Raw genomic sequence first — 26,087 nt, 5'->3', positions numbered from 1 at the left:
TTTCAAATAAAAAAACTTTACAGATCGTAATCTGTAAAGCGTTTAATTATCTTCAATTCTTTAAATACCCTTTTTCCCGGTTCTATCCCCTTAGAAACTGGTAGCTAATGCTTTCCTTTCGATAACTGTCTTTAAGCAAAGTTACATTGCCTAAAGAGGTCAGGTTCTCGCTGTTGGGGAGAGTCTGGGCTTCTAGGGCCACAGCGGACCAAGGTTTAGCCGAATGGTTCAAATGCAGGTTAGATGCCATTTGGTTGGCCGTATAGACGACTAAAGCATTCCGGTCGGAAGTGATCGTCAGTTCGTAATTGCTGTTTAGATCTTTCAGTCTGGCAATCGGTCCGGTGTGGGGACAATTAATCACAAAGACATCGTCAAAGCCCTGTTCTTTACTGGTCTTTTTTAACCGGGCTAAGGGTGCTTTTAAGTTCGGGTGTTGGGCCAGGTCAAAGGGACCCTGGTTATCAACTAAGCGCCCGGTCGGAATCTTGGCAGCATTCAACTGCAGGTGCTTTTGGCTGTTGATCAAGAGACTGTGATCCAAGATATCATCGGACTGGCCCAGATTAAAGTAGGCATGCAGAGTCGGGTTGAAGACACCGTCGGCTTTGGACTGACGGCCTAAAAAGCTGACTATGACCTGGTTGTTTTCCGTTAAGGTATAGCTGACTGTTAATTCTAAAGTACCAGGAAAGGAATCATCCGTTTCGCTTAAAGTCTTTTTTAAGATAATCTGTCCCTGCTCTTGATTGACGGTTACGTTAAAGAACTGCTGAGCAAAACCTTTTGGACCGCCATGCAGGGAATTAGCCTCTTCGTTTGGCAGCGTTTGGATCAGCTTTTGCTTTAAAACAAAACGAGCCTGATCGATTCTGCCGGCCGTGCGGGCAATCACCCGGTTTAAATACAAGTCGTTATTTATATAGTCTTTAATCCTGTCGCCCTGTAACAATAGTTGTCTTCTTTGTCCTTTTTCTAAAACCGAAAACTCCTGCCAGATACCGGCGAAGTTTAAAACACTGATCCTGGTGCCGGACTGGTTCTCTAAAGTATATTTGACGACTCTTTGTTTTTTGTATTGGCCGAAATCTGTTTCTAGTGTACGCATTAGTGAACTCCTTTGAATGATTGAAATAGAACAAGGGGAAGTAGGCAGGCTTCCTTGGTGGATGAAGCCCGCCTACAAAAAACCGTATAAACAATAAAATCAATTTATACGGAATAACATGAATATTTGAGCTGCATAATCTTATTTTGCTTTAGAATATCTTGATTCTATTTCTTCCAATGAATGGCCACGAGTTTCGGGGACACAAGTCTTAACGAACAAGGCACCGAATAAACAGATGACTCCAAAAATCGCAAAAACTACTTCTTGAGACATGGAAACCGTCATAATTGGGAATAAAAGTCCAACTGCCCAAGATCCAATCCAATTAAAAGAAGAAGCCAAGCCGGCTGCCCTACCACGAATGGCTAATGGGAATATTTCACCAACCAATACCCAGGTCAATGGAGCCCAAGTTGCCGAATAAAAAGCTACATATATACAGAGGAAAACAACGATCATCATTTGGCTTGCATGAGGATCTATCCACCTGATGATTGCAGGCAAAATGAAAGATAATCCCATAATCGTACCAGCAAACATTAGTAATGTACGACGATTGAATTTTTCAGCAATCCACATAAATACAAGCGAACCGATAACTAAAATAACTCCTTGTATAATAGGCCACATTAATGCGGAAGTAGCTGCCTGACCGGTTGCTTTTTGAACAATCAACGGGATGTAATAGAAAATCGCGTTAGCACCCTGAAATTGTTGAAAGGCTGCAACACCAACGCCAGCAATTACTAAGTAACGATACTTTCCACTGAACAATGCGCTCCATGATGTCTTTTGAGCTTCTTGCTCTTTATGAGCGGTTTCTTTGATCTGATTAATTTCGTTATTAATTTCTCCTTCAGAAGAACGAACATAACTCATAACTTTTCGGGCTTCATCAGGGCGGCCATTCTTAATCAAATAACGAGGAGATTCTGGTAACTTCATAACTCCTAAATAAAGAATGATCGCAGGTATGCAAGCGAATCCAAGCATTAGACGCCATGCAATCTGATTTGGAAGCCCTTTAAGAATATAGTCGACGATATAAGAAATCAGCATACCAGAAACAATCATTGTTTGATCCAGTCCAGAGAGCCTACCGCGAATTGCCGCAGGCGCTAATTCAGAAATATATGCCGGAACCAAAGCAGAGGCGGCTCCAACTGCCAGACCCAAAAAAATTCTCATAATAATAAGGTAGTAAGAACCATTATTAGGAGCAATTGCAGATAGTACTGAAAATACTGCAAAAATTATTGCGGAAATTAGAATCATTTTCCGGCGACCCAAACGATCAGCCAATTGTCCTGCCAAGGCTCCTCCGAAAATGGCTCCAAACATGACAGCCGAGGTAATCCAGCCAACGATACCGGCACTATTGTATAAATTCCAGTCCTTTTCCAAGAATGGTAAAGCACCGGTCATCACACCGATATCGTAACCAAATAAAATGCCTCCGAACGCTCCAAAGAAATAGATAAAACGACTTGAAATTTTTTCTTCATTCATGACCCAATCCTTTCTTAACTTTTAATTTGCGGGAATAAAATAAAGAAAAAATCTATTTAATATTTATATAGGTCAAATCGAACATTCTACTTAAGTCAGTCAGTTGTTCGCTGTCAACAGCGAAAGTCAAAACAGTATGATGGCCACCACCAGCAGTTAGCCAAGCCTCGGCACCATTCTTTAAACCAACCTTCGGTGTCCAAAGTTGCTTAGCAACCGGCAAATGTGGTGTCTCTTTCTCAGGTTTATTACCTGTTACGTCATAACTGATTAGTTTGAACTTATCACCAAAATCAGCTAGAGTAACATCTACAGCATCCCCACTACGACCAGTGAATACCAAACGGGCTGGATCAGCTTTTCCACCAATATCAAGCGGATGAACTTCAACACGTGGTTTATCGGAAGCGATTGTTGGGTCGACTTCCAACATATGCGAACCTAGGATTGCCTGATGTCCAGAACGGAAATCCAAGGTATAATCTTCCATAAAAGCGGTGGCTTCATTATGACTCAAAATTTTGAGCAAACGATCAAGAGCAGCCGTCTTCCAATCACCTTCACCAGCAAATCCGTATCCTTCGGCCATCAACATTTGAACAGCCAAACCTGGCAATTGTTCCAAACCAACCAAATCTTCGAAATTGGTGGTAAAAGCAGAATAGCCTTTTTCATCCATGAACTTTTTAATTGCAAGATATTCACGAATTTGATATTTAACATTATGTTCAAATTTTTCAGGTGAATTGTCTCCAGAAATAAAATTGTATTTATCCTGCAATTCTGCATAAACTTTGTCAATTTTTGTTTCATCAACAGCATTGACATATTCAACCAAATCGCCAACGCCCCAATAATCGACTGTCCATCCCAATTGAATTTGAGCTTCGATTTTATCACCATCAGTGACTGCAACATTGCGCATTTTATCTGCAAATGTTACAACCTTGATCTTGTAGCTCTCGTTATAAGCAACCGCAGTATCCATCCATTTAGAAATCTGTTTTTGGATGCCTTCATCGGCCCAGTGTCCAAAAATAATCTTATTATGCAAGCGCAGACGGGCATTGATAAACGCATATTCACGATCGCCATGAGCTGATTGATTCAAATTCATATAATCGAAATCAATCGTGTCATACGGAATATGATCCAAATATTGGGTTGCCAAATGTAGCAAAGGTTTCTGCAACAATTCAGTCCCACGAATCCAGTTCTTAGCGGGCGAAAAAGTGTGCATCCAAGTAATTACCCCAGCGACAGAGTCATCATAATTAGCATCCTTCATAAATTTGGTAATATTATCGGCCGTGGTAGCCACTAATTTGAATTCAATTGGATATGGTAGTTTACCCGAATTATTTAATTTTTCAACAATATCGCGTGCATCATCTTCAACGTGCTGTAATTGTTCCGGACCGTACAAAAATTGTGAACCGGTAACAAACCAAAATTTATAATCATTAGTTTTTAACATTTATTTTTTCCTTCTTAATCATTGATAAAACTTCACGCTCTTGGAGCGTGACCGGTTGATTTAGCATTATTTTGCCCATAATAGGCATTTGTTCCATGCTTACGGTAATAATGCTTGTCTAAAAGAAACTGAGGAACGTTGATGTCATCGTTTGTAAGTGTCAGAGAATGATAGTCCATTTCGGCAACGACTTCGAGTATTTTGGCATTATGAACTGCTTCAGCAGCGTCTTTCCCCCAGGAAAATGGACCGTGCTGGCGAACCAAGACGGCTGGTACTGCCATTGGATCAATCTTGTCATTCTTAAATTTACGTTCGATTACCTTACCGGTATTTAATTCATAATCATTTTCGATTTCTTCTTTAGTTAAAGCAGGTGTTACTGGCACCGGACCATAAAAAGTGTCAGCATGAGTTGTACCAAGAGCCGGAATACTCATACCAGCCTGAGCAAAAGAGACAGCCCATGGACTATGAGTATGCACAATACCACCAATTTCAGGAAAAGCACTATACAAATAAGCGTGAGTAGGTGTATCGGAAGAGGGGTTCAAATCTCCTTCTACAACCTGACCTTTCAAATTAACAACAACCATATCTTTTGGACTTAGCTTGTCATAATCGACACCGGATGGTTTGATAACAAATAAACCTGATTCCCGATCAATTTGGCTGACATTGCCCCAGGTAAAAGTGACCAGATCATACTTGGGTAACAACATATTTGCTTCATAAACCTTTTCTTTTAAATCTTCAAGCATCAATCAACCTCCGTATGTTCTATTGCGGCTTGTTCAACATCCAAACCCTTTTGATAACGATCCATAAACTTATGAGTTCCAGGCAGATCATCATAATTGGGTTCAATCGTAATTGTCGAAGAAGCCGAGAAGACTTTGCTCTTCAAATACTCTGCCAGGGAAAGCTCTGAAGCCTTATCGACATAGGCAGCCAGAATCGCAATTCCCCAAGCGCCGCCTTCAGCCGCGTTCTCCGTTACCGAAATCGGTGTTTCCAAAACATCAGCCAAAATTTGTTGAGCAACTCTGGGCGTTTTAAACAAACCACCATGACCGGTTAAGCGATCAATTTTAACTTCTTCTTTTTTGAGAATATCCATGCCTATTTTCAAAGCACCGAAAACCGAAAGAATTTGTGCCCGCATCAGATTTGCAATAGTAAACTTACTCTCAGGACTGCGGACTAATAAAGGACGACCCTCTTTAAGCCCGGTAATGTTCTCACCGGAATAATAGCCATAAGTCAAGAGATTGCCGGCATCGGCATCGGCATCTGTTAGAGCGCTGAAAAACAAAGACCTGAAAACTGTCTCCTTATCGAGCTTTTTCCCGGCCAATACCAAAAACTCTTCAAATAAATGCATCCAGGCATTAATATCGGAAGTCGCGTTATTGGCATGAATCATCGCGACATCATCCCCAGTCGGTGTTGAAACAACATCAACTTCCGGATAAACCTTTTTTAAAGGATGTTCGAGCACAACCATTGAAAAAATAGAAGTTCCGGCTGAAACATTGCCACTGCGCTGATTAACCGAATTAGTCGCAACCATCCCGGTCCCAGCATCGCCCTCTGGAGGACAGAAAACAGAGCCCCCTTGTAAATCGCCACTTGGATCAATTAATAAGCTGCCTTCCTTGGTCAGCTGACCGGCATTTTGTCCAGCCAAAAGAACTTTGGGAAGAATTCGTTTAATATCCCAAGGCTGTTTTTCAACTCCATCCAAATCAGAAAATTGATCAAGCTTTTTTTGATCATAATCTTTGCTGTTTGAATCAATCGGGAAAATCCCAGAAGCGTCCCCAATTCCGGTAACTTTCTCGCCGGTCAATCGCCAGTGGACATATCCAGCTAAAGTCGTCATAAAATCAATTTGAGAAACACTTTTTTCTTGATTTAGAATTGCCTGATAAAGATGAGCAATACACCAGCGTTGTGGAATGTTGAAATTAAATAGTTTCGACAACTCTCCAGCAGCTTGTTCGGTAATCGCATTACGCCAGGTTCTAAATTCCGCCAGTTGTTTGTCTGCTTGATCAAAAACCAAATAGCCATGCATCATAGCCGAAATTCCGATCTGACCAATTTTAGAAAGCTTAAAATCATACTTATCTTTAACTTCGGCTTTTAAATCGGTATAACTGGCTTGAAGCCCTTTCCAAACATCATCCAAGGAATAAGTCCAAATACCATTAACTAATTGGTTATCCCATTCAAAGCTACCGGAGGCCAAAACCTCAAAGTTATTTGCATCAATTAATACAGATTTAATCCGGGTTGAGCCAAACTCAACGCCAAGAGCTGTCTGTCCTTGCTTTAAACTATCTAATCGGCTCACAATCCGCCTCCTTTTTAATAAGAATCTGAAGTCTAAACGCTTGACTAAATCAAAAAATATTTAGAGCAGATTTTTTGTAAGCACTTTTTAACACATTCTTGTAATTGCTTACACAAGAAACGATAAAACATTCGTACATATAAATCAATTACTTAATTTAGTTTTACGTATGAATTTTTTGTAAAAATAAAAAAACAGTTAATAAAACCGTTTAAATAAATTATTAAATTGGCATAACTGATTTTCTCAAAACTAATTCCGGATAATAGGTAATCGATTTCACCGCTTTATTATCGATTAAATTAAGAATCATCTTACCAGCATCCCTCCCCATTTGAGACTTAGGATGCGATAAGGTTGTTAAAGTTGGCGTTATATAACGGCTGATATTGTAATCGTCAAAACCAATAATTGAGATATCTTCCGGTATTTTCCATCCTTGTTCTTTAAGATTATCGATTAAAGCTATTGCGAGTTGGTCATTGTAACAAATAATTGCGTCGGGCTTATCAACAGTTTGATTTTTGTAAAAATTAGTAATCCGAGTAAAAATTTTGTCATAATCATCTGTTGATTTATACATGATAGTTGTTTGTCGATCAGAAAAATAAGGATGTCCTAGATAAGCGTCCGCAAAACCTTTCATTCGTTCAACACCTCGAATATCATCAATTTGAAAAACGCCGATAATACGTCGATGACCAATTGAAAAAAGATAATTGGTTAATTCAAAAAGGCTTCCTCTATCGTCCGTTTTCAAACAAAGAAAACCGATTCCCGGATAACTTGAATTGATAAAAACAGCCGGTACATCAAGTTTTTTTATTTGTTGATAAAGATCGAGATTTTCTCGATTGACAGCACTTTGAGTTGGCTCGATTATCCAAGCCGATGGTTTTAGTTTCAACAATCTCAACAGGTTATCTCTTTCACGCTTGGGATCATTATGCGTATTAGCCAAAATTAATGAATATCCGGCATCAGAAATAACTTCATCAATAGCATTAATAATATTTGGAAAAATATAATCAGCAACATGTGTGGTGATAACGGCGATTGTTCGTAAGTCCTCATCAGCCTTGTTTACTTTGTGCCAATCTTTAATATACATTCCATTACCCTGAACGCGGCGAACAAAATTTTCGTTAACCAATTCATCGATTGCGCGTCTAATAGTAAAACGACTGACATCGAATTCCGCCATAAAATCAGATTCCGTTGGCAATCTGTCACCAATTTTGTATCGCGCAGACAGAATATTATTCTTGATCTGCTGTTTGATTATTTTGTACTTTGCTTTATTAGCCGGCATATTAATTATTATTCTACAACCTGTTGGAAATACTAATTACATTTCGATTTAAACGTTGTTGAAATGGGTTTAAAAAGAATTGAAAAAAAAGCAACTTACTTTTTCTTCAATTCCCTCGCTAGAAGTTCAAGCAAAAAAATTACCGGGATCTGCGATGTTGCGTTTATCTCATCAGGAAACACTTCCTCGCCGATATTATAAGAAAGATTAATATCAGAAAGTTTTGCAACCATACTATAGCTTGTATTGGTGATACTGATTATTTTGCACTTTAAATTCTTTAAACTAGTAATCTGTTTGATAACCTCATGTGTTTCACCACTAACCGAAAGCACAATCATAACTGTGGAACTAATATCCTTTTCAATTAACTGAAAAGGATAGTATGGATCCTTATTGTAAAAAGAATTTATTCCAAAATTAGCAAATTGACGCGATCCATATTCTGCCAATATTCCTGAAGTTCCAATTCCGAAAAAGAAGACCATTTTGCTGTTTTCAATTACATTTTTTATATCCGTAATTGTGTTTTGATATTGATCCAATAAAGGACGATTAAAAAAATCCCGTGAAATATCGATTAAATGATCGCTCTGGCAATACACCTGAATTGCTTGTAATTTGTTTCTAAAATCAAATTTTAGTTCATAAAAACTATTAAAACCCATTTTTTTAATGCATCTTAGAACAGAAGCAGGAGAAACGTGAATCGTTTTCGCTAGATTACGAAGATTTGATTTAATGACTTCATCTTTATGCGACATCAAAAAATCGTAGATATCTGTTTCTGTCGATGTGAAATTAAAAATATTTCTTTGTGACATAAAGCTCTCTTAATGAGACATCAATTAAACTAAAAAACAATTAAATTGTTACATAATTTTAATTTTGGAACAAGTTACAATAATGTGCCCTAAATCATCTTTGGCTTAAAGAAATTAATGTTAGCGATTTCATTATATAATGTTCAATGAAAGGGAGAGGATCTCGGCCCATGGGAGAAAAGAGGTGGGAAAGGAAATACTTGGGTTATCTTCATAAAATTTGTAATTTATTAATTTCAAAAGAGGAGATATATATTGAATAAACTTTTTTTCCGAAAAATTTTTTGTGGGGAGGTGCCGTAGCGGCCAATCAATTAGAGGGCGGTTGGGACCAAGACAACAAAGGTCTCAGTGTAGCCGACATTATGACTGCCGGAGCCAATGGAAAAGCACGGGAGATTACCGATGGAATTGTTAAAGGCAAGTATTACCCCAATCATGAGGCCATCGACTTTTATCATCGCTATAAAGAAGATATCAAGTTATTCGCCGAGATGGGTTTTAAATGTTTTCGAACATCGATTGCCTGGACGAGGATCTTTCCCAATGGAGACGAAGAGCAACCCAACGAAGCCGGCTTGAAGTTTTACGACCAGCTATTTGATGAATGCCACAAGTATGGTATCGAACCGGTCATTACCCTCTCACATTTTGAAATGCCCTATCATTTGGTTAAAGCCTACGGCGGCTGGCGTAACCGAAAACTAATCGATTTCTTTGTTCGCTTTGCCAAGACGGTCTTTAAACGTTATAAAGACAAAGTTAGCTACTGGATGACTTTTAATGAGATCGACAACCAAACCGATTATACAAATCGCTTCTTAATGGCTACTAATTCCGGTTTGATATTAAAAAATGATCAAAGTGATGCGGAAAGCTTAATGTATCAGGCGGCTCATTACGAATTGGTTGCCAGTGCTCTAGCCGTCAAGCTTGGCCACAGTATTAATCCTAATTTTCAGATCGGCTGCATGATCAACATGACGCCAGTTTACCCGGCTTCCTCAAAACCAGCTGATATCTTTCAAGCAGAAAAAGCAATGCAAAGGCGCTACTGGTTTTCCGACATTCACGCTCTGGGAAAATATCCGGAAAACATGGAAGTATTTTTGAAACAAAACAATTTTCGCCCGGATATCACGAGCGAGGACCGAATAGTATTAAAAGAAGGAACTGTCGACTATATTGGATTGAGTTATTACAATTCAATGACCGTTCAATCAAAAGAAAGCAACCCGGGCTTTCATTTCATCGGTCCGGAACTGACCGTTGATAATCCAAATGTTGAAAAAAGCGATTGGGGATGGCCGATCGATCCGTTGGGACTTAGGTATTCTTTAAACTGGCTGGCCGACCACTATCACAAGCCCTTGTTCATTGTTGAAAACGGTCTGGGAGCCTATGACAAAGTCGAAAATAGCCAACAGATCCATGACCCTTATCGAATCGCTTATCTAAAAGCTCATATCCAGGCAATGATCGATGCGGTTCAAGAAGACGGGGTTAAGGTCATTGGTTATACGCCCTGGGGTTGTATCGATCTGGTTTCCGCCGGAACCGGACAGATGTCCAAAAGGTACGGTTTTATCTATGTCGATAAAGACGACCAGGGCAAAGGCAGCTTAAAAAGACTGAAAAAGGATTCCTTTTTCTGGTATCAACAGGTTATTCAGTCAAACGGCAGTCAATTAGATTAATAGTGAAAGGAACAATAATGGCAGAGAAAAAAGTAATGTTGGTTTGTGCGGCCGGGATGTCGACCAGCCTACTGGTAAGCAAGATGCAAAAGGCGGCTAAAGAGCAGGGAGAAGATGTTGATATCTTTGCCACGGCTGCTTCCGATGCCGATAACAAACTAGAAAGCGAACAGCCGGATATTTTAATGCTCGGACCCCAGGTCAGCTATATGCTCTCCCAGTTTAAAGAAAAGGTCAAAATCCCAGTTGAAGTAATTAACATGCAGGACTATGGGCTGATGAACGGAGAAAAAGTTTTAAACCAGGCTTTAAAAGAGATCGGCTAAGATGAGTGAAGAGATTGAAAACCAAAAGGTCATCATGAGCCTGATCATCGCCGGCGGCAATGCCAAAGGAGCATCCTTCTTAGCCATTAAGGCCGCAAAAGAAAAAGACTTCAAAGAAGCCGAACTAAAACTAACAGAAGCCGATCGTTTTCTAGCCCAGGCCCATAACGCCCAGACTGATATGTTGACTAAAGAAGCAAACGGAGAACACGCCCAAATGTGTCTGTTAATGGTCCATGCCCAGGACCATGTCATGACCGCGATTACCTTTCGTGATCTGGCCGGTGAGATAGTTGAGCTGTATAAAAGGATCGAGGATAAATGATAACGAGCAGATATACAGATTGAAATAAAATGAATTGATAAAAATAAACTCGCTAGTTTTCCGATCCTGAAATAAAAATAAATTTATTGGGATAAATTATAGATTGAATGCTTCTTTGTTATTAATATATTTGTCCTATTTTGACAGAAAGTTCAAAGTTTGAGGAGAAATAACATGGATAATAAACAAACAAGCTCCTTTAAAGATAATATGACAAAAGCAGCTGGTAAGTTTGCTGGGTCGCGATTTGTCCGAGCAATTATGCAGGCTGGTTTTAGTGTTATCCCGTTTACAATCATAGGAGCAATTTTTTTAATTTTGACAGTGTTGCCGCAGGCTTTTCCAATTCCAGGATTCGCGGCGCTTTATGCTGATACTCTTGGTCGATTTATCAATCTGTTCCAGGTTGTCTATAATTCGACAATGGGTATTTTAGCATTGGTTTTTGCTGGTACATTTACTTATTCGTACACCAAAATATATCAAGAGGAAGAACATATAAATGTTGTTCCAATGAACGCCCTGTTGATGTTTTTAATGGCATTCTTCATCACTGTTCCACAATTAGTTTGGAAGAACGGTAGTATCCAATTTGTTCAGTCTCTAAAAGCCGTTAATATTATTGGTGGTGGCTACGCCGTTTCAACTTCAGGAATTACAAGAATTGCTGCCGTGGGTATTTTTACCGGACTAATTGTTGGCTGGATTACGGTTCAGGTCTATCGTTTTACCATAAAACACAATTGGCAGATAAAAATGCCAGCTTCAGTACCGGCTGGCGTGTCTAACTCCTTTAGCGCATTAATTCCAGGTTTTTGTGTCGCTTTCGTGATCGCGGCAATCGATCTCATTTTGATCATTATGGGAACCGACATATTCAAAATTCTTTATATTCCATTTTCATTTGTTAGCAACATCGCTGATACATGGTGGGGATTCTTGATTATCGTCTTTCTGATTCACTTCCTATGGTGGTTTGGTGTCCATGGAGCAACTATTATGAGTTCCTTTTACACACCAATCGTCTTGGCCAACATGGCATCGAATGCCAAAGGAGGTTTTCACTTCTTTGCCGGTGATCCATTGAACGCTTTCGTTATTATCGGAGGATCCGGGGCAACTTTGGGTTTGGCAATCTGGCTGTTATTCCGATCCCGTTCAACCCAATTAAGAGAAATTGGAAAAGTAGAAATTGTCCCTGCTATTTTCAATATCAATGAGCCAATCTTATTTGGTTTGCCGATTGTCTATAATATTAATCTAATTATTCCATTTATCTGTGCCCCTCTAGCCTCAGGTATTGTCAGCTACGTCGCGATAACATCCAAATTAGTGCCGAAAGTTATTCTTCAACAGCCTTGGCCTACTCCGGTTGGTTTAAGTGGTTTCATTGCAACAGCTAGTTGGAAAGGAGCTGTTCTTTCAATTGTCGATGCTATTGTCGCCTTTCTTGTATGGTATCCATTTATAAAACACTACGATAATGTATTGCTCAAACAAGAAAAAGAAAAAGCAGCTAAAATTTAGCATTCTCATTTTTCAAAGAAAAAATATTAGAAAAAATTATCTAATTAAAGGCCTACTTTTAGTTGATACTAAGAGCGGGTCTTATTTTTAAAATGTCCTGGAAATTAAGTAGTAATATGCCGTTTCATTATTCCTTATTCCTTATTCCTTTATATTCTAACTTCCCGATTGATAATTTAATAAAAAGGCCTTCCAAATTTAGAAGACCTTTTTATTTTTCCATCAGTTTCCCTTGAAAATAACTTACTTATTGCTATTTTTTTCCTTAACCGTCGGACGGATTAAATATACCAAAAGCACAAGACCAACTATGGAAACGACGGCACCCGCTAATAAATTGCCAACCATGAATAAGCCGAAAGCAACCGTTGCGAAGATTCCAAATATAGAGAAGAAAATTGCTAATTTCTGAATAAGATTTAAACTGTTAAACTCATCACGAAAACCATAATCAAGTAAAAGAACTCCAATCAATGAAATTGTTCCAAACAAAATGTGACCAAAAATCATAAGTCTGCCAACTTTCTTTTTTAGTAATGTATATATATTCTAATATATAATTTCTAGACATTTTTTTGTTCAAGTTAATTAAAAATTAGAAGATGATCATTAAAAATAAACTATCTGAAATTAATAATTCATTTATAAGGTTTTTTAACTTTAACTATTCTAAAGGTACCCTGGTCGTCATGAACCCGGTTTTGGGAGAACATGTAGACAAATGAACGCTTGCCCCAGGTTGGCTCGGGCGTGGTTGCCGATTCCTGTCCGAGCTGGTAGTTATGGGTCTTGACTAGCCAGATAGCTTGTTGATCGTCAGTTGGATTAGTGACTTTGATTTGATATTCGCCGGGTTTTAATTGATTAAGAATGCTGTACTTTGTATGGCCGGCGTTAATATTGAATGTTTGTTTTGTGGTGCGGTTGGTCAAAGTCGCCACAGCCTTGCTCCCTTTGACCTTTAAAATTGAAAAATAATCATTTGTCGCAGCAATCGAAACATTTTGCGTTACCGACGAATGGGCTGCCAGCCAAGTAACCTGAGGATTGTACTGGTTGGAAAGCTGACTGCGTTGAGCAATTGTGGCAATTCCTCTGGAATTAATCAAACGGGCGTTGGCCTTAAGGTAAATACCACCCAGTGAGAGAAAAGCCAGGATAAAGAGCGGGATCTTCCAATCTTTTTTTTTTCTTTTCTGCAATCGCTGCTTTAGAAAATGTGTTGGCAATAAGCAAGAAAAGGATCGGTGTAATCGCCTGGCCATAACGGCCCTCGACCTCCCAAAGAAAAGTATGGAAAGCTACATAGCCGACAGCTATCAATAAAGAGAACAACAACAGGTAGTTGACCTCTTTAACCTTAAATAAGCGATAGAGGCTTATCAATGCCAGGGAATAAATCGTGATAAAAGCTAACCGCAATACCAAAGAAGCGGTAGCCGACCACCAAGCTTGTCCTTTTTGGAACCAAGCCGGTGCCGATACATAACCGCCGGTATACGCATGATTATATTTCGATACATTCAGCAGAATAGCGACTTTACTGGTCCACAATTTAATTAGATTAAAAATTCCGGCTTTTTTCAGGCGCCTAGAAATTCCTTTAATATCGGCTTTTTCTCGAGCATTAATATTCACCCGTTTAACTGCCGACTTCGTGTCGCGCCCACTATAAGAGCCATCCCTCTTCAGATTCAGCCCCATATATATCCAATGTGTAATCGGTAACTCATATTGCTCATTATTCTTAAAATTGATTGAATTGTCCAAAAATTTCGTCGCCGGGAAGGCTATCAGAATCGCCAAGATAATCGTGATCAAAGGAATCGTGATCACCTTAATCATTTTCTTTTTTGCAAGCCAAGCCGCCAGGATAGTAATGAAAGCCGCCAGGGCAACGATTAAAAAATTAGGCTTGATGATTTGGGCGAACAGGCATATCAAGAATAGAAGCACCAAGCTCAAAAAACGCCATTTCTTTGATTTAAAATCCGCTTTTTGCCACTTTAAGACAATTAACAACAACGCCGAGATCGAAAAATAAATTGGCAAATCGGAATAAAAGACCTGAAGATTATAGGTATAGGCATAGGGGCTCAATAAGAAAAAAAGTTGACCGATAAACGGCAAAGCCAAATTACCAGTAATTTTCTGCCGTCATCAATAAAATGATTATCATTGAATCGAGAAACAACAGGCTCAGGATGTGAATGGCCAGATTAGGCGTCAAGCCCAGAAGGTTGGTTAACTTAAACCAGAAACCAACCAGGGCCGTTAGCGGAACGTTATTCGGATAACGCCAAAAATAATCACTGGTCCAGTCGATATCTCCGGTACTGACCTGTTCGGCCTCCTGAATAACCCGAAAGGGGTCATGATAAATCGTCGCCGGCATTGCCGAAAAAACGTAAATCTGAACTAGCACCATGATTAAAAAAGCGATCAGGATAATTCTTTTTAACAAGAACGGCGGTAGTTTTTTTAAATAGCGATAAAGAAAAAAGACCAACAGCGGACCGATAAAAACAATTGGCAAAAGGATCAGCGAACTAGTATTTTCAAAGGGATAGACCAGATTACAAGCAACCCCGATCAACATCGCAATTGACAATAAAACGATTAGTAATTGTTTGAAAGCGAAAATAACTTTTAATCTTTTAAACATTTGACGAACTATCTGAATTCTTCATTCTTGGAGGCTTTGGTTTTGTATAAAGATCATCTTGGATAATAAAACGCGGCCGACGTTTGACCTCTTTAAAAATCTTGCCGATATATTCGCCAACGATTCCAATGACGATTAATTGAATCCCGCCAAGCAGCCAGATTGAAACCATCAAAGAGGTCCAGCCGGTTTCGGTATGACCGGTTGCCCAGCGGATCAGACCGTACAAGACGTAAAAGGCCGACAAAAAGACCAACAAAAAACCAAAAACAATAATCGATCGAATCGGAACTTCGCTAAAAGAAGTGATTCCATCCCAAGCAAGCAAAAGCATTTTATGCAAAGGATATTTCGATTTTCCGGCCTGGCGGGCTCGACGCTTATAGAAGACCTTCGTACTCGAAAAGCCAACCAGCGGAAGCATGCCGCGTAAAAAAAGATTTCTTTCCGGGAACTGCAGAAGCTGCTTTAAGACACGCCGGTCGATTAAACGAAAATCCGCGTGATTGGGAATTATATTAACCCCCAGTTTATTCATCAATTTGTAAAATAAATTGGCACTGGCCCGTTTAAAGAATGTATCGCTTTCACGATTGTTCCTTACGCCATAGACAACATCGTAACCGGCATGATACTTATCAACCATCTCGATAATCGATTTTGGATCATCCTGTAAATCGGCATCGATTGTAATAAGCAGATCGGCATCGACACTGGCCGCCGTCATTCCAGCCCACAAAGCATTCTGGTGGCCATAATTACGGCTCAGGTTGATTCCACTGACAAAGTGATTGCTCTTATGATAGTTTTCGATAATCGACCAGGTCTGATCGGTTGAACCATCGTTAACTACTAATAATGTCGATCCGCCGCTAATCTTCTTTTCTTCAGATAATTGTTCAAGAATCTGAGTGAGCGTTGAAATTGTAGAATCCAAAACCTCTTCTTCGAAATACGCCGGAATGACGATAACAAGTTTATCCATTGCTTTTTCATTATAGAGTAATGAATATTAAAATTAATTTAAAAGATTAGCATGAAAAGTCTTTTATTTTAAATAAATTACTAGATATCAAATGACGATTATTTTTATTTTTCGTATATCTTTATATTTGCCATTTGAACAAAATAAATAAAAAACAGCTCACAGATAGCTAGTGAACTGTTTTTTATTTTTTTCAAAAAATTAATTCGAATAGAGTTTTGACTTTTTATAGATGGTAATTGATCAAGACCTTCTCTGAGATTGTTGTGTCAGTAGCAGTCTGGATCCCTTTCTCAAGATCCTGCCAATCAAATTCTTGACTAACCATCTTACGCAGATCGGATTGACGCTCTTTCATGATTTCAAAAACGGTTTGAACATCTTCAGGACGATATCCACCAGAACCCCCAACTGATTTGCTGCCAAAAATTAATTCAAGAAAATCAATTTGCGGTTTGCTATTATTGACTCCAACGGTGACAAAACGGCTACCAACCGGCCCAAACTGAAGAAAATCCTCAAGAATACTATTATGTCCTGCAGCATCAAGAAAAATCTGTGTATCTGGTGCCTCTCCGTGCAAAGAATATTCTGCTTTCCCGAAAGCTTCAATTGCCTGACTCCTGACATCATCTCTTGATGAATTAACAGTCAAGAAACCGAGTTCTTTTGCAACGTTCAATCTATAGTCTGAAAGATCGACCAACATGACTTGTTTGACCCCAAGATGCTTCAAAGCGACTGCCGCAGCCATTCCAATCGTCCCTGTGCCATAGACAATCGCATTATCATTTTTATCCGGCCTGGTCTGTTTTGCAGCCCGTGTACCAACGGTAAAGGGTTCAATCATCGCAGCAACATGATTATCAATCTCTTTAGGAACAAGATAAAGTTGCCTATTTAACTTAGCGTTAGGAATTAAAATATATTCCGAAAAGCCACCCATACTTCCTGCCCGGCTGGGATCTCCACGAGCAAGTAGAGGATAAGGATATACGCGATCCCCAATTTTAAAATCATGAACATCGTCGCCAACCTCAACAACCTTACTGACAGCTTCATGACCAAACTCATGGTCGGTCTCGATTTTGTGGCCGGTTCCTGATCCGTGATTATAGACAGCGACATCAGAACCACAAATTCCTGCATAAATATTTTGAATCACAACATCGTTGGGCCCGGCTTTCGGAGTTGGCAACTCAGTCATTTTAATTGCTTTTTTTCCTTCATAAACTGCTGCTTTCATTTAAATGCCTCCTATACTTTAAATTCTATAAAGAGAGTCGGTTAATGTCAGCCATCAATTTACAGACAAGTGTTGGATTTATGAAACAGCCTTTATTTTTTGATTTACAGCTATCCAAAATTTTAAAAAAATAGAAAAGTTTATACAAATACCAATAACTGCTTTATAAATAAAGTAAATTAAAAGTGTTCCGGATAAATATTGGAAAATTAAGATGAATGAAGAAACACATAACAAAAAATGGCAAATCACTCATAGAAAAATTCAAGAAATCGTTTTTCATTTGCTCAAAGAGCACCCAATAAAAGAAATCAGCGTTAGTCAGGTTTGCAAAAAAGCGAATATCAATCGATCGACTTTTTATGATCATTTTGAAGATATCTATGAATTATTCGACGTTACTCAACTAAATAAAAGAAAAGAATTATTCGAAAGTTTTATCAAACAATCGAATCCACGAGATAAATTCAACTTTTACGACCTTCAATCGTTAACACAATTCCTAACTTTTATAAAAGAAAACGGTTGGATATATTCAATCGTTTTAAAAAGCAGACAAGACTTCCCTATCACTGAAGGATTTGAAGAATTATATAAAGTACTGATCAATCCCTTAAAAAAGAAAAGACCAGAATTAACAGACAATGAACTTGCTTATTATTTTATTGCCTTCCAATCAAGCTTCACTTTTATTTTAAAGAGATGGTCGGATAATGATTACCAAGAAAAAGAAAAAGAAATTGCAGCGATATTAATAAATTCCATGCCTTTGATTTTAAAGAATAAGTAAAGATAAATTACAAATTAAGATAATTAGCAATTTACTCAACGACTCGAAGTAAATAATATAATTAATAGTAAGGAAAAACATAAGCATTTTTTATAATGGTAATCTTCTGACTAATAATTTATTTTAAGAAATCTGAAAACTTTTAGCGGTGATTGGATTTTAGAGGTAATAGCCATGAAAGATTTTAAAAAAAATTCCATAAAAACCACACCTTCTGTTTGGGAATGGAATAAAATCGGTAAAGTTTCTATTCAAGAATCAAATGATCCCTTAGTTTCAGTCAGTTATATACCGGAAAAGTTAATTGTTAGTCCCCAATATTTTATACAAAATATACCTGGCGCTCTTCCGGATCTATACATTCGAAACCAAGTGCAGCACAAACTTATTGAAGCAGCAAAGCTTCTGCCAAATGGATATAAGTTTGTGATCTTTGATGGTTGGAGAAGTATTGAAACACAAAAAGCGTTATTTTACAAAATGAAAGATTTTGTGAAAAGAGATCACCCAAATTTTACCGAAGAAGAAACTTTGACTGCTACGTTGAGACTTGTTGCTCTGCCATCAACAGATATAGAAAAACCATCGCCCCACAATACCGGCGGTTCGATTGATTTGAGTATCGCAGATAATTCTGGCCGTTTGTTGGATATGGGAGGCCCATTTGACGATATTAAAGAGACAGCTAAAACCGCTTTTTATGAAAATGAAAGTAAAGTGAATATAAAAGAAGCAGTTCACGTCCAAGAAAATCGGCGATTTTTATATAACGTAATGACCCAAGTTGGTTTTACCAATTATATAGAAGAATGGTGGCATTTTGATTATGGCAACCAAAATTGGGCCTATAACAAAGGAACCGAACATGCAATTTTTGGTGCAACAAAGCCCCTTTTTCCATGGGTGTAAGTCTAATAACCGGAATTTGAATTAATTATTATTTATAAAAGAAAAAATGATCCAATATTTTTTATCTATCGTGATTATTTAATGCCAAAGAAACAAATGTCAGAATAACTAAAATACCCGCTGCCACAATTACAATTATATTATCTACAATAAAATGGTTCATAATAAGCAAAGCCAGTATCATTAATAATATTTGGAAAATCCAAGCTATAATCGGTTGACCAGCAAATTGTTTTTTTTAGAAGGTTCATAATTTTTCTCCACCTTATCTTTTAAAGTCAATAACTTAAAGATATTCCCATCAACTATTTTTTATAGATCTGATCCATATTGAGATCCATAATGTAGCTATGTACGACAAGGTATTTCACCTTTGTCTATTAAAAATTTATTTATTTAACCACACTTGCATTTGGCCTTCCTCGCGGTTAGCCCAAGCATAATAGGGGATTAATTTTAAATCTGTTTCATAATTCGCTGTAGCCTCATCAATGGTTGAATATAAAGGACCATCTTCAGGACTAATTTCTTCGGCAATTGATTTGACCGTAATAGTACCGACCCCTTCCAACAAATCTTTGTTGTAATGGTACTTCGGTTCTTTATCAGTTTCCACTTTATAGTTCCAGAGAGGTGCTTTATTGTCCGTTTCTTCCGCTGCATAAACAATCGGTCCACGTTGAACTGCAATTTTTCCATAATTGGAACTAACTTTATTGCTAGAACGCATAAATTTAGTATTCATGTCCAAGGACAAATCAACGGTTAACGACTCGTCATTAACGTTAATATAAATAAAACCATCTTCACTAGCTAAGTCTATTTTTTTGCCATTAATCTTCAAACCAAATTTATTTCGCGACCAACTAGGAATTCGTATTCCTAGTTTGAATGCAAGCTGGTTAGGATTATTAATTTCATAATGTATTTCGCCACTCCATGGAAAATGATTATCTTGTGAAACCTCTATTCCATTTCCAAATTGAGCATTATTAGAAATAAATTGATGAGATAGTATAGTATCGCCATTAACTGTATAGATATATTTGTCAACAGAGGCAACTAAACGAGCCACGTTGCTTGGGCAGCAAGCACAGCCAAACCAATCAGCTCTTTTTGTTAAAACATGTTTTTTTCCTGGATTATATTTAGAAGCAATTGGATCAGACTCTAATGGATTGACATAAAAAAATGTTTTCCATCTAACGCCATCCCAGCTAAAGCTCCGTTAAAAAGTTCCTTCTCTAATATATCGCCATATTCTCCTTTGGCCTCAATTGCTAACATTTGCCTAGCAAAGAAAGAAAGCCCAACAGATGCACAGGTTTCTCCATACATCGTGTCATTAGGCAAATCATAGTCGTAAGTGAAAGCTTCACCAGTAGTCGTTGAACCGATATTACCCGTTATATACATTCTGCGATGAACAATGCCTTTCCAAAAACGGTGGCAGGCTTCCAATAATTGCTGATCTCCAGTCAAACGAGCCACATACGCCATACCTGTGCAAAGATATACCACACGAACAGCATGACCATCGGCAGTCTTTTGATCTTCGATCGGTTTGCTCGCCTGATAATAGCTTAAAGGAAAATCACGCATTCCATCAATCAGATCCCGATCAGATGATGCGCCGTCTTCTTTAATCTGATTATCAAAGAAGTTCTTATCTTTACCACGTTGATTAAGAAAATAATAAGCAAGTTTTAGATATTTTTCTTCTCTAGTTGTTTCGTATAGTCTAGACAAAGCGAGCTCGATCTCCGGATGCCCATCATATCCAGGAATTTTTCCATTTTCCAAACCAAAATTGCTATCAATGCAATTAGCCATTTTTTTTGCAATATTTAATGCTTTTTCATTACCAGTTATCTGATAATAAACGACTCCAGCTTCTATATAATGTCCCATCGTGTACAACTCATGAGACTGTTTCAAACGCTTAAACTTTCGATCTGGATAATCAATTTGAAATTCAGTCGATAAATATCCATCATCTTCTTGCGCTTCGGAAATCAAATCAATTAATCCATCTGTTATTTTTTTCAAATCTTCATCCGGATTATATTTGAGTGAATAAGCAGCTGCCTCCAACCATTTATAAACGTCAGTATCTTGAAAAGGAAATCCATAATGGTGTCCTTTCATCAATCCAGCAGCGATTTTCAGATTAGCAATGGCATGACTATTTTTCGTTGATCCATTGCCTTGCGGGTCATCAGAAATATCGATATCGGCTTGATCATTCATAACCTGCCATTGGTAAGGAAGGACCTCTTTAACAACCAACTTACGATAACGATTCCAAAAGTCGGATGTAATATCTATATTATTCACTGTAATTTCAGAAACTTTTGTTTGCATTCTTAATTCTCCTTTTAAATCTAGTCTTAAAAGATACAGACTGAGTTTTTAAAAACATTAAACAGTATGCCTTTTTTCAAGATCAGCAATAACGACAGGTTCATGCATCTCCCACTTACGATAAACGATCATAAGAAGAACACTAAAAATATAAATAATAATTGGTAACCATAAGAAGCTAAAAGAAATTCCATTCATAGCATTCGTCGATTGAGAAGTAGCACCGGATTGAAAGCCAAAAGCCTTGAGAACCTCAGCCGGAATAAATGAGCCGAATCCAGAGCCAACCTGAATACAAAACGATGCTCCAATTGCCGTTAAGAAACCATTTGCCCGAATTCCATTCTTCCATTCTCCAAAATCAACTGTGTCTCCAACCATTGCAAAGAACATCGTGCAGGCGCTTCCGGACCCGATACATGCAATGCACCAGCCGATCAACAAACCAGTAAGATTATTACCGGAAAATCCCATAATAGCTTGTCCTAAACATGTGAGTACAAGCATAAAAACTGTTGTCCCCCACTTTCTTAAAAACTTAACGAACAATGGAACGGAAGCCATTCCAAGAACCTGAATAATTGAAAAACCATTAAAAAGCGAAATATAATTTTCGTTGTGCATATTGTACTGAAAATAATAAGCTAAAGTGGAACTTCTCGTCATATAAGCAGTCCAATAAATTAAATTTGCCAAAACAATCAAAATCCATGGCCAATTCCCTCTAGCAGCCCTGAAACTTTCTTTAATCGTGATAATTTTGTCATTTTCAATATTCTTCTCTCGCATGTCAAAAAAGGCAATGATCAAGAATACGAAAGCGACAATCGCATAAACTCCAACAGCAAGAGACCAGCCTTTTTGGTGATTAGAGCCACCAAGGAAATTAGCAAAGGGCAAAATAAATGTAACTGCAAAGAAATTGCCAACATTCCCTAAAACTAGACGAATAGAATTAGCAACTTGACGATCATCAGAATTTAAAGTTAAGTTTGGAAGCACAGAAGTGATTGGAGTAGAAACAGCAGTATAAGATAAATCTGCCAATATATATAATCGCTCCATACATAATTTTTGCTGTGCCGGTCAAACTTGGTGTAGTAAACAGCAACCAAACAAAGATTGCAAAGGGTAATGACATCCATAAAAACCAAGGGCGACTTTTACCATATTTACTATGCGTATGATCAACCAGTATTCCCATTACAGGGGCTCCGACAGCATCAAAAATTCTACCAATCAAAAGTAAAACACCAGCAGTTCCAATGCTCATACCAAAAACGTTTGTAAAAAAATAAAGCATGTATCCGCTGATAATACAATAAAGAAGATTACCCGAAATGTCAGTAAAACCATAAGTCAACTTTCTATGAAAAGGAAGCCGTTCATCAAGTTTTTGTACTTTGGTGGCGCTCCCTTTTTGATCTGAAACAGTGTCCATCTTTTAAAAACCTCCAGGTTTGATTCATAATTTAAATTTGTTCTTTTTCAAACAATTTAATAGTAAGCGCTTTCTAAAAATGATTAAAGTCCTATAATTGATAATATGGTTGCTATTTCCGACTAATATAAAATTATTTTATTGGCTAAGATGGCATTTTTATGTATAAATGGTGACCATTTCCTACTTAAATATATAGACCGAAAAGAGGAGGAAAAGATGAATTTCTATTCAGTAATACTTGAAAAAACGGTTCTATTTTATAAAGGAGGGGAATTTACAGCTCATGAAAATTGGAAACACAAAAGAATGTTTCATAAGGGAGATTATGAAATCATTCTATGTGTCAAAGGACCAATTTATATTCAATTAGACCAAGAGCAATATGTTATAAATGCCGGAGAAGTTTTATTAATCCCACCTTTTATAAATTTTTTTGGATACAAAAACTCAACTCAAGGTGTTGACTTCTATTGGTTACATTTTTTTCAAGATTCAAAGAATCAAAAATTAATCTCAAAGAAAGTGATTTGATTGACAGTGTAAAAAATAATCCTTCCAAAGATCGAAAAATTCTTCTTCCCAATAAATTCACCTTGGCAGATTATGAGCAGTCAGTAATCTTAATACATCAAATTTTGTCTTCTCGAAGCGAGTCTTCATATTTGCAAATGAGAGATTATCTAACTTCGGCGTTGTTAATTCAATTATTTAATTCGTATATTTCCAATAGCTATATAAATGAAGAGGACAGCCGGGCCAGTTTTATTAAAGAGTGGATAAGAGCGCATATATCATCAACATTAACTGTCCCAGGAATTGCTAAACAGCTCGAATTGAATCCTGATTATTTAACAAGAATATTCAAAAAATGTACCGGTATGACGATGTTACAGTATCTAAATCATCTTAAAATCGAAGTAGCAACGACATTACTGGTTAGAACCGAAATGTCAGTAAAACAAATTTCTAGTCGAGCTTACTTTAACGACTCAAAAGTATTCATTCGAAAGTTCCATCAGGAACTTGGCCTTTCTCCAACTGAATATCGTAAATCATATCATCTGATTCACTTAAATAATCCACACATAGATCCTCAAATACCAATACCTAAGGATATTGCTGATTCAATTGACTTCATTCCAGAGAATGGAAATATTAAAGAAAATGACTTCTTGGTGAAAAAATAATAATAGATATTACATAAAAAATAAAACGTTTATAGATTGATAAGCAAAAATTAAATATTAATTAATTTATTACTCTTTAATTTTTATCATTAAAATATTTATTCAAAAAATCTTTAATACGTTTTTTATACTCTAAAGGATCGAGCCAATAACTTTCGGCATGAGTTGCATTATTAACAATCCACAATTCTTTGGCTGCCGTTGTTGCTTCGTAGTTTTCCAATGACATATAGCTTGGTACGTAATCATCATTTTCACCATGGATAAAAAATATAGGTAATTTGTTTTTCTTTAATTGTTCAACCGAAGAAACATCTCCGAGATAATATCCCAAACGATAACGATTGATCGTGCTCACCAGCGGATAAAAAGGGTACTTGGGAAGATGATAATGATGTTTCAACAAAAAAGTCATTTCTTCATCAATACTGGAATAACCACAATCTGCAATAACGCATTTAACCTGTGATGGCAAATCTTCGCCGCTCAACATTTCAACTGTTGAAGCGCCCATACTGACACCGAACAAAAGAATTTCGCTTTTTGGACCGACTCGTTTAATTATTTTTTTCAACCATTGCAAATAATCGAGACGATCAAGCCAGCCAAAACTTATATATTCACCCATGCTTTGTCCGTGACCACGATCGTCAGGCAGAAGCACATTGAACCCCATCTCATAAAACATCTTGGCATAACTAGACATAGTTTCTCCGTTGCCTTTGTAGCCGTGAGCGATAATCACAACTTTTTTTGAGTTTTCCTCTTTTGAAGGAATGAAATAAGCCGACATTCGCTCCGTTTCATTTTTTGTTTGGAAAGTCCAATGCTCTTTATTTATTCTTCTGAACCAGTCAACGTATTCCCAATAACTTGCCGCATATTTTTGTTTCTCTTGTGATGTTTCCGGCACATGATCAACTCTTTTAAATGAAATTTTGAATAAATATTCACTGAATAAAAAAGAAACAGCTGCCAGACCGGTTGAAACTTTTAATAACAAACCTTTATTTTTCATGATTGAACGCTCCTACATGAAGATACCTTAATCATATTTGATGCAATAAAACTTGGCTTATTTTCGCTCAAAAACAATTAAAATAAATCGAATCTTTTGTTAATCCAATTCTAGAGCTTCTATGTTAAATTAAAAATATATTATTTATATTTCTATCTAAAATTGTCGAATCAAAGGATTTGATACTATTAAATATCTCGCCTTGAAACTAATAAGATCACATCCTTTGATGAGAAATATCAGCTAGTTGATATGGATCACTGGAATTATTACTGAATACAATGCGGTTCCGTTTTTATTTATGAGTGAAGACAGTCCATACAAATAGATAAGTTTTTAAAATTCTTAAGCAAAACAAGTAATCGGACCCGCTTCCAAAATATTCAGCTCCATTTGACATATTGCTATTTATTCAACTAACTATTTTTAATTTTATATTCGCTAGTGGTGATGGCAAAGACATCAAGATCCCTGAATTGTTTATTCATAAAAATTTCTTCTTTAAGAGTACCTTCTTGTCTAAAACCTAGTCGTTGAGGAATTGCTCTACTTTTTTCATTTTTAGAATCGGCCATTACGATTATCTTGTTTAAATCTAACTCATTAAAAGCGATACTCAATAAATGTTTTAAAGATTCAGTCATAATACCTTTTCCCTGATACTTGCTAAACATCCAATATCCAACCTCTGCTCGGCGATCATCTCTATCAATACTATGTAAATCAATCATTCCAATTGGTTGGTTCCCAGCAATAATTGCTAATTCCAACAGCTGATATTTAGCATTTTTTTCTCTGGCATAATTGATGAATTCAATTTCATCTTTTTTTGCTTTTGACATTTTTAGTCCAAGGCATCCACTCAGATAGAGCTTTTCGATCAGTTTCGATAATTTCAAACAATTCTTCAGCTTGTTTTTCTTCAGGAAAAACCAGTTTAATCATTTGCTGACCAATTTGAAAACTACTTAAAACAAACATGTATAAAAATAACTCCTTTATTCCGATAAGA

Annotated in this window: 24 protein-coding genes and 2 pseudogenes; 8 read left to right on the top strand and 18 right to left on the bottom strand. The window is 37.2% G+C overall.

The annotated features are described in order from the left end of the window. Positions 1-82: 82 nt before the first annotated feature. The 7 genes from J3U91_RS01025 to J3U91_RS00995 all read right to left on the bottom strand — a co-directional run bounded on the left by J3U91_RS01025 (position 83) and on the right by J3U91_RS00995 (position 8,592). Positions 83-1,108, bottom strand: a complete 1,026-nt coding sequence (locus tag J3U91_RS01025; RefSeq protein ID WP_002820167.1) for an aldose epimerase family protein — start codon at positions 1,106-1,108, stop codon at positions 83-85. Between the two features lie 141 nt (positions 1,109-1,249). Next, positions 1,250-2,620: a sugar porter family MFS transporter gene (locus J3U91_RS01020; RefSeq protein WP_002820165.1), complete on the bottom strand. Its 1,371-nt coding sequence runs from the start codon at positions 2,618-2,620 to the stop codon at positions 1,250-1,252. A gap of 52 nt (positions 2,621-2,672) precedes the next feature. Further along, entirely contained in the window at positions 2,673-4,097 is a 1,425-nt protein-coding gene (gene araA, locus J3U91_RS01015) for an L-arabinose isomerase (protein ID WP_002820164.1), read from the bottom strand. Between the two features lie 32 nt (positions 4,098-4,129). Then, positions 4,130-4,858, bottom strand: a complete 729-nt coding sequence (locus tag J3U91_RS01010) for an L-ribulose-5-phosphate 4-epimerase (protein WP_002820163.1) — start codon at positions 4,856-4,858, stop codon at positions 4,130-4,132. Next, a complete protein-coding gene (locus J3U91_RS01005) occupies positions 4,858-6,456 on the bottom strand; it encodes a xylulokinase (protein ID WP_002820162.1) in 1,599 nt (532 codons plus the stop codon). Before J3U91_RS01005 ends, J3U91_RS01010 begins: the two co-directional genes overlap by 1 nt. Before the next feature lie 223 nt (positions 6,457-6,679). After that, a complete protein-coding gene (locus J3U91_RS01000; protein WP_002820161.1) occupies positions 6,680-7,768 on the bottom strand; it encodes a GntR family transcriptional regulator in 1,089 nt (362 codons plus the stop codon). A gap of 95 nt (positions 7,769-7,863) precedes the next feature. Further along, positions 7,864-8,592, bottom strand: coding sequence for a MurR/RpiR family transcriptional regulator (locus J3U91_RS00995; protein WP_002820160.1), 729 nt, complete (start codon positions 8,590-8,592; stop codon positions 7,864-7,866). 284 nt (positions 8,593-8,876) lie between these two features. Between J3U91_RS00995 and J3U91_RS00990 the strand changes: the two genes are divergently transcribed. The 4 genes from J3U91_RS00990 (at position 8,877) to celB (ending at position 12,467) form a co-directional block, all read left to right on the top strand. Continuing rightward, entirely contained in the window at positions 8,877-10,289 is a 1,413-nt protein-coding gene (locus J3U91_RS00990) for a 6-phospho-beta-glucosidase (protein WP_002820159.1), read from the top strand. 17 nt (positions 10,290-10,306) lie between these two features. Then, positions 10,307-10,615, top strand: a complete 309-nt coding sequence (locus tag J3U91_RS00985) for a PTS sugar transporter subunit IIB (protein WP_002820084.1) — start codon at positions 10,307-10,309, stop codon at positions 10,613-10,615. A 1-nt stretch (position 10,616) separates the two neighbouring features. Beyond that, the gene (locus J3U91_RS00980) at positions 10,617-10,940 is read left to right on the top strand and encodes a PTS sugar transporter subunit IIA (RefSeq protein ID WP_002820083.1); all 324 of its coding nucleotides are present in this window, start codon (positions 10,617-10,619) and stop codon (positions 10,938-10,940) included. A 174-nt stretch (positions 10,941-11,114) separates the two neighbouring features. Next, positions 11,115-12,467: a PTS cellobiose transporter subunit IIC gene (gene celB, locus J3U91_RS00975; RefSeq protein WP_002821005.1), complete on the top strand. Its 1,353-nt coding sequence runs from the start codon at positions 11,115-11,117 to the stop codon at positions 12,465-12,467. A gap of 243 nt (positions 12,468-12,710) precedes the next feature. On the opposite strand, the gene J3U91_RS00970 is transcribed toward celB, so the two are convergent. The 6 genes from J3U91_RS00970 to J3U91_RS00945 all read right to left on the bottom strand — a co-directional run bounded on the left by J3U91_RS00970 (position 12,711) and on the right by J3U91_RS00945 (position 17,363). Next, positions 12,711-12,977 carry a hypothetical protein gene (locus J3U91_RS00970; protein ID WP_002821003.1) on the bottom strand — a complete coding sequence of 89 codons (267 nt, stop codon included), beginning with the start codon at positions 12,975-12,977 and terminating at the stop codon, positions 12,711-12,713. A 128-nt stretch (positions 12,978-13,105) separates the two neighbouring features. Beyond that, complete coding sequence (locus J3U91_RS00965) at positions 13,106-13,576, bottom strand: hypothetical protein (protein ID WP_226489963.1); 471 nt, start codon at positions 13,574-13,576, stop codon at positions 13,106-13,108. A 13-nt stretch (positions 13,577-13,589) separates the two neighbouring features. Then, positions 13,590-14,597, bottom strand: coding sequence for a glycosyltransferase family protein (locus J3U91_RS00960; protein WP_226489962.1), 1,008 nt, complete (start codon positions 14,595-14,597; stop codon positions 13,590-13,592). A 7-nt stretch (positions 14,598-14,604) separates the two neighbouring features. Further along, positions 14,605-15,132, bottom strand: a complete 528-nt coding sequence (locus J3U91_RS00955) for a hypothetical protein (RefSeq protein WP_226489961.1) — start codon at positions 15,130-15,132, stop codon at positions 14,605-14,607. Next, positions 15,125-16,117, bottom strand: a complete 993-nt coding sequence (locus J3U91_RS00950; protein WP_002818302.1) for a glycosyltransferase family 2 protein — start codon at positions 16,115-16,117, stop codon at positions 15,125-15,127. Before J3U91_RS00950 ends, J3U91_RS00955 begins: the two co-directional genes overlap by 8 nt. A gap of 226 nt (positions 16,118-16,343) precedes the next feature. Continuing rightward, positions 16,344-17,363: a zinc-dependent alcohol dehydrogenase gene (locus J3U91_RS00945; protein ID WP_002818129.1), complete on the bottom strand. Its 1,020-nt coding sequence runs from the start codon at positions 17,361-17,363 to the stop codon at positions 16,344-16,346. A 214-nt stretch (positions 17,364-17,577) separates the two neighbouring features. Here J3U91_RS00945 and J3U91_RS00940 point away from each other — a divergent pair, with 214 nt between their 5' ends. Then, positions 17,578-18,153, top strand: coding sequence for a TetR/AcrR family transcriptional regulator (locus tag J3U91_RS00940; RefSeq protein WP_002817482.1), 576 nt, complete (start codon positions 17,578-17,580; stop codon positions 18,151-18,153). A 174-nt stretch (positions 18,154-18,327) separates the two neighbouring features. After that, positions 18,328-19,062, top strand: a complete 735-nt coding sequence (locus J3U91_RS00935) for a M15 family metallopeptidase (RefSeq protein WP_002818127.1) — start codon at positions 18,328-18,330, stop codon at positions 19,060-19,062. Positions 19,063-19,450: 388 nt separating this feature from the next. Here J3U91_RS00935 and J3U91_RS00930 read toward each other — a convergent pair. Both J3U91_RS00930 and J3U91_RS00925 read right to left on the bottom strand, forming a co-directional pair. Next, a pseudogene (locus J3U91_RS00930) lies at positions 19,451-21,426 on the bottom strand (glycoside hydrolase family 127 protein). A gap of 57 nt (positions 21,427-21,483) precedes the next feature. Continuing rightward, positions 21,484-22,729, bottom strand: a pseudogene (locus J3U91_RS00925) (MFS transporter). A gap of 288 nt (positions 22,730-23,017) precedes the next feature. On the opposite strand from J3U91_RS00925, the gene J3U91_RS00920 reads away from it, so the two are divergent. Continuing rightward, positions 23,018-23,401, top strand: coding sequence for an AraC family ligand binding domain-containing protein (locus J3U91_RS00920; RefSeq protein ID WP_226489994.1), 384 nt, complete (start codon positions 23,018-23,020; stop codon positions 23,399-23,401). Next, positions 23,341-24,057 (top strand): helix-turn-helix domain-containing protein, encoded by a 717-nt coding sequence (locus tag J3U91_RS00915; RefSeq protein ID WP_226489960.1) that lies wholly within the window; start codon positions 23,341-23,343, stop codon positions 24,055-24,057. The genes J3U91_RS00920 and J3U91_RS00915 overlap by 61 nt, the downstream gene beginning before the upstream one ends. 76 nt (positions 24,058-24,133) lie before the next feature. Here J3U91_RS00915 and J3U91_RS00910 read toward each other — a convergent pair whose 3' ends face one another. The 3 genes from J3U91_RS00910 to J3U91_RS09965 form a co-directional block, all read right to left on the bottom strand. After that, entirely contained in the window at positions 24,134-25,075 is a 942-nt protein-coding gene (locus J3U91_RS00910) for an alpha/beta hydrolase (protein WP_002818119.1), read from the bottom strand. A gap of 416 nt (positions 25,076-25,491) precedes the next feature. Next, a complete protein-coding gene (locus tag J3U91_RS00905) occupies positions 25,492-25,917 on the bottom strand; it encodes a GNAT family N-acetyltransferase (protein ID WP_002818117.1) in 426 nt (141 codons plus the stop codon). Continuing rightward, the gene (locus tag J3U91_RS09965) at positions 25,895-26,056 is read right to left on the bottom strand and encodes a hypothetical protein (RefSeq protein ID WP_002818116.1); all 162 of its coding nucleotides are present in this window, start codon (positions 26,054-26,056) and stop codon (positions 25,895-25,897) included. The genes J3U91_RS00905 and J3U91_RS09965 overlap by 23 nt, the downstream gene beginning before the upstream one ends. Positions 26,057-26,087: the final 31 nt, after the last annotated feature.

This window comes from Oenococcus oeni (assembly GCF_020510245.1).
Taxonomy (GTDB): Bacteria; Bacillota; Bacilli; order Lactobacillales; family Lactobacillaceae; genus Oenococcus; species Oenococcus oeni.
The sequence above is the reverse complement of the archived record's forward strand: the minus strand, read 5'-3'. Positions and strand labels throughout refer to the sequence as shown.

Excerpts from the sequence above, each read along its gene's own strand:
- celB (WP_002821005.1), top strand. The coding sequence starts at position 11,115 with ATGGATAATAAACAAACAAGCTCCTTTAAAGATAATATGACAAAAGCA.
- J3U91_RS01020 (WP_002820165.1), bottom strand. The coding sequence starts at position 2,620 with ATGAATGAAGAAAAAATTTCAAGTCGTTTTATCTATTTCTTTGGAGCG.
- J3U91_RS00970 (WP_002821003.1), bottom strand. The coding sequence starts at position 12,977 with ATGATTTTTGGTCACATTTTGTTTGGAACAATTTCATTGATTGGAGTT.
- J3U91_RS00995 (WP_002820160.1), bottom strand. The coding sequence starts at position 8,592 with ATGTCACAAAGAAATATTTTTAATTTCACATCGACAGAAACAGATATC.
- J3U91_RS00980 (WP_002820083.1), top strand. The coding sequence starts at position 10,617 with ATGAGTGAAGAGATTGAAAACCAAAAGGTCATCATGAGCCTGATCATC.
- araA (WP_002820164.1), bottom strand. The coding sequence starts at position 4,097 with ATGTTAAAAACTAATGATTATAAATTTTGGTTTGTTACCGGTTCACAA.
- J3U91_RS00945 (WP_002818129.1), bottom strand. The coding sequence starts at position 17,363 with ATGAAAGCAGCAGTTTATGAAGGAAAAAAAGCAATTAAAATGACTGAG.
- J3U91_RS00955 (WP_226489961.1), bottom strand. The coding sequence starts at position 15,132 with ATGTTTAAAAGATTAAAAGTTATTTTCGCTTTCAAACAATTACTAATC.
- J3U91_RS00910 (WP_002818119.1), bottom strand. The coding sequence starts at position 25,075 with ATGAAAAATAAAGGTTTGTTATTAAAAGTTTCAACCGGTCTGGCAGCT.
- J3U91_RS01000 (WP_002820161.1), bottom strand. The coding sequence starts at position 7,768 with ATGCCGGCTAATAAAGCAAAGTACAAAATAATCAAACAGCAGATCAAG.
- J3U91_RS00920 (WP_226489994.1), top strand. The coding sequence starts at position 23,018 with ATGGCATTTTTATGTATAAATGGTGACCATTTCCTACTTAAATATATA.
- J3U91_RS09965 (WP_002818116.1), bottom strand. The coding sequence starts at position 26,056 with ATGTTTGTTTTAAGTAGTTTTCAAATTGGTCAGCAAATGATTAAACTG.
- J3U91_RS01010 (WP_002820163.1), bottom strand. The coding sequence starts at position 4,858 with ATGCTTGAAGATTTAAAAGAAAAGGTTTATGAAGCAAATATGTTGTTA.
- J3U91_RS00950 (WP_002818302.1), bottom strand. The coding sequence starts at position 16,117 with ATGGATAAACTTGTTATCGTCATTCCGGCGTATTTCGAAGAAGAGGTT.
- J3U91_RS00940 (WP_002817482.1), top strand. The coding sequence starts at position 17,578 with ATGAATGAAGAAACACATAACAAAAAATGGCAAATCACTCATAGAAAA.
- J3U91_RS00905 (WP_002818117.1), bottom strand. The coding sequence starts at position 25,917 with ATGTCAAAAGCAAAAAAAGATGAAATTGAATTCATCAATTATGCCAGA.
- J3U91_RS00985 (WP_002820084.1), top strand. The coding sequence starts at position 10,307 with ATGGCAGAGAAAAAAGTAATGTTGGTTTGTGCGGCCGGGATGTCGACC.
- J3U91_RS00935 (WP_002818127.1), top strand. The coding sequence starts at position 18,328 with ATGAAAGATTTTAAAAAAAATTCCATAAAAACCACACCTTCTGTTTGG.
- J3U91_RS01025 (WP_002820167.1), bottom strand. The coding sequence starts at position 1,108 with ATGCGTACACTAGAAACAGATTTCGGCCAATACAAAAAACAAAGAGTC.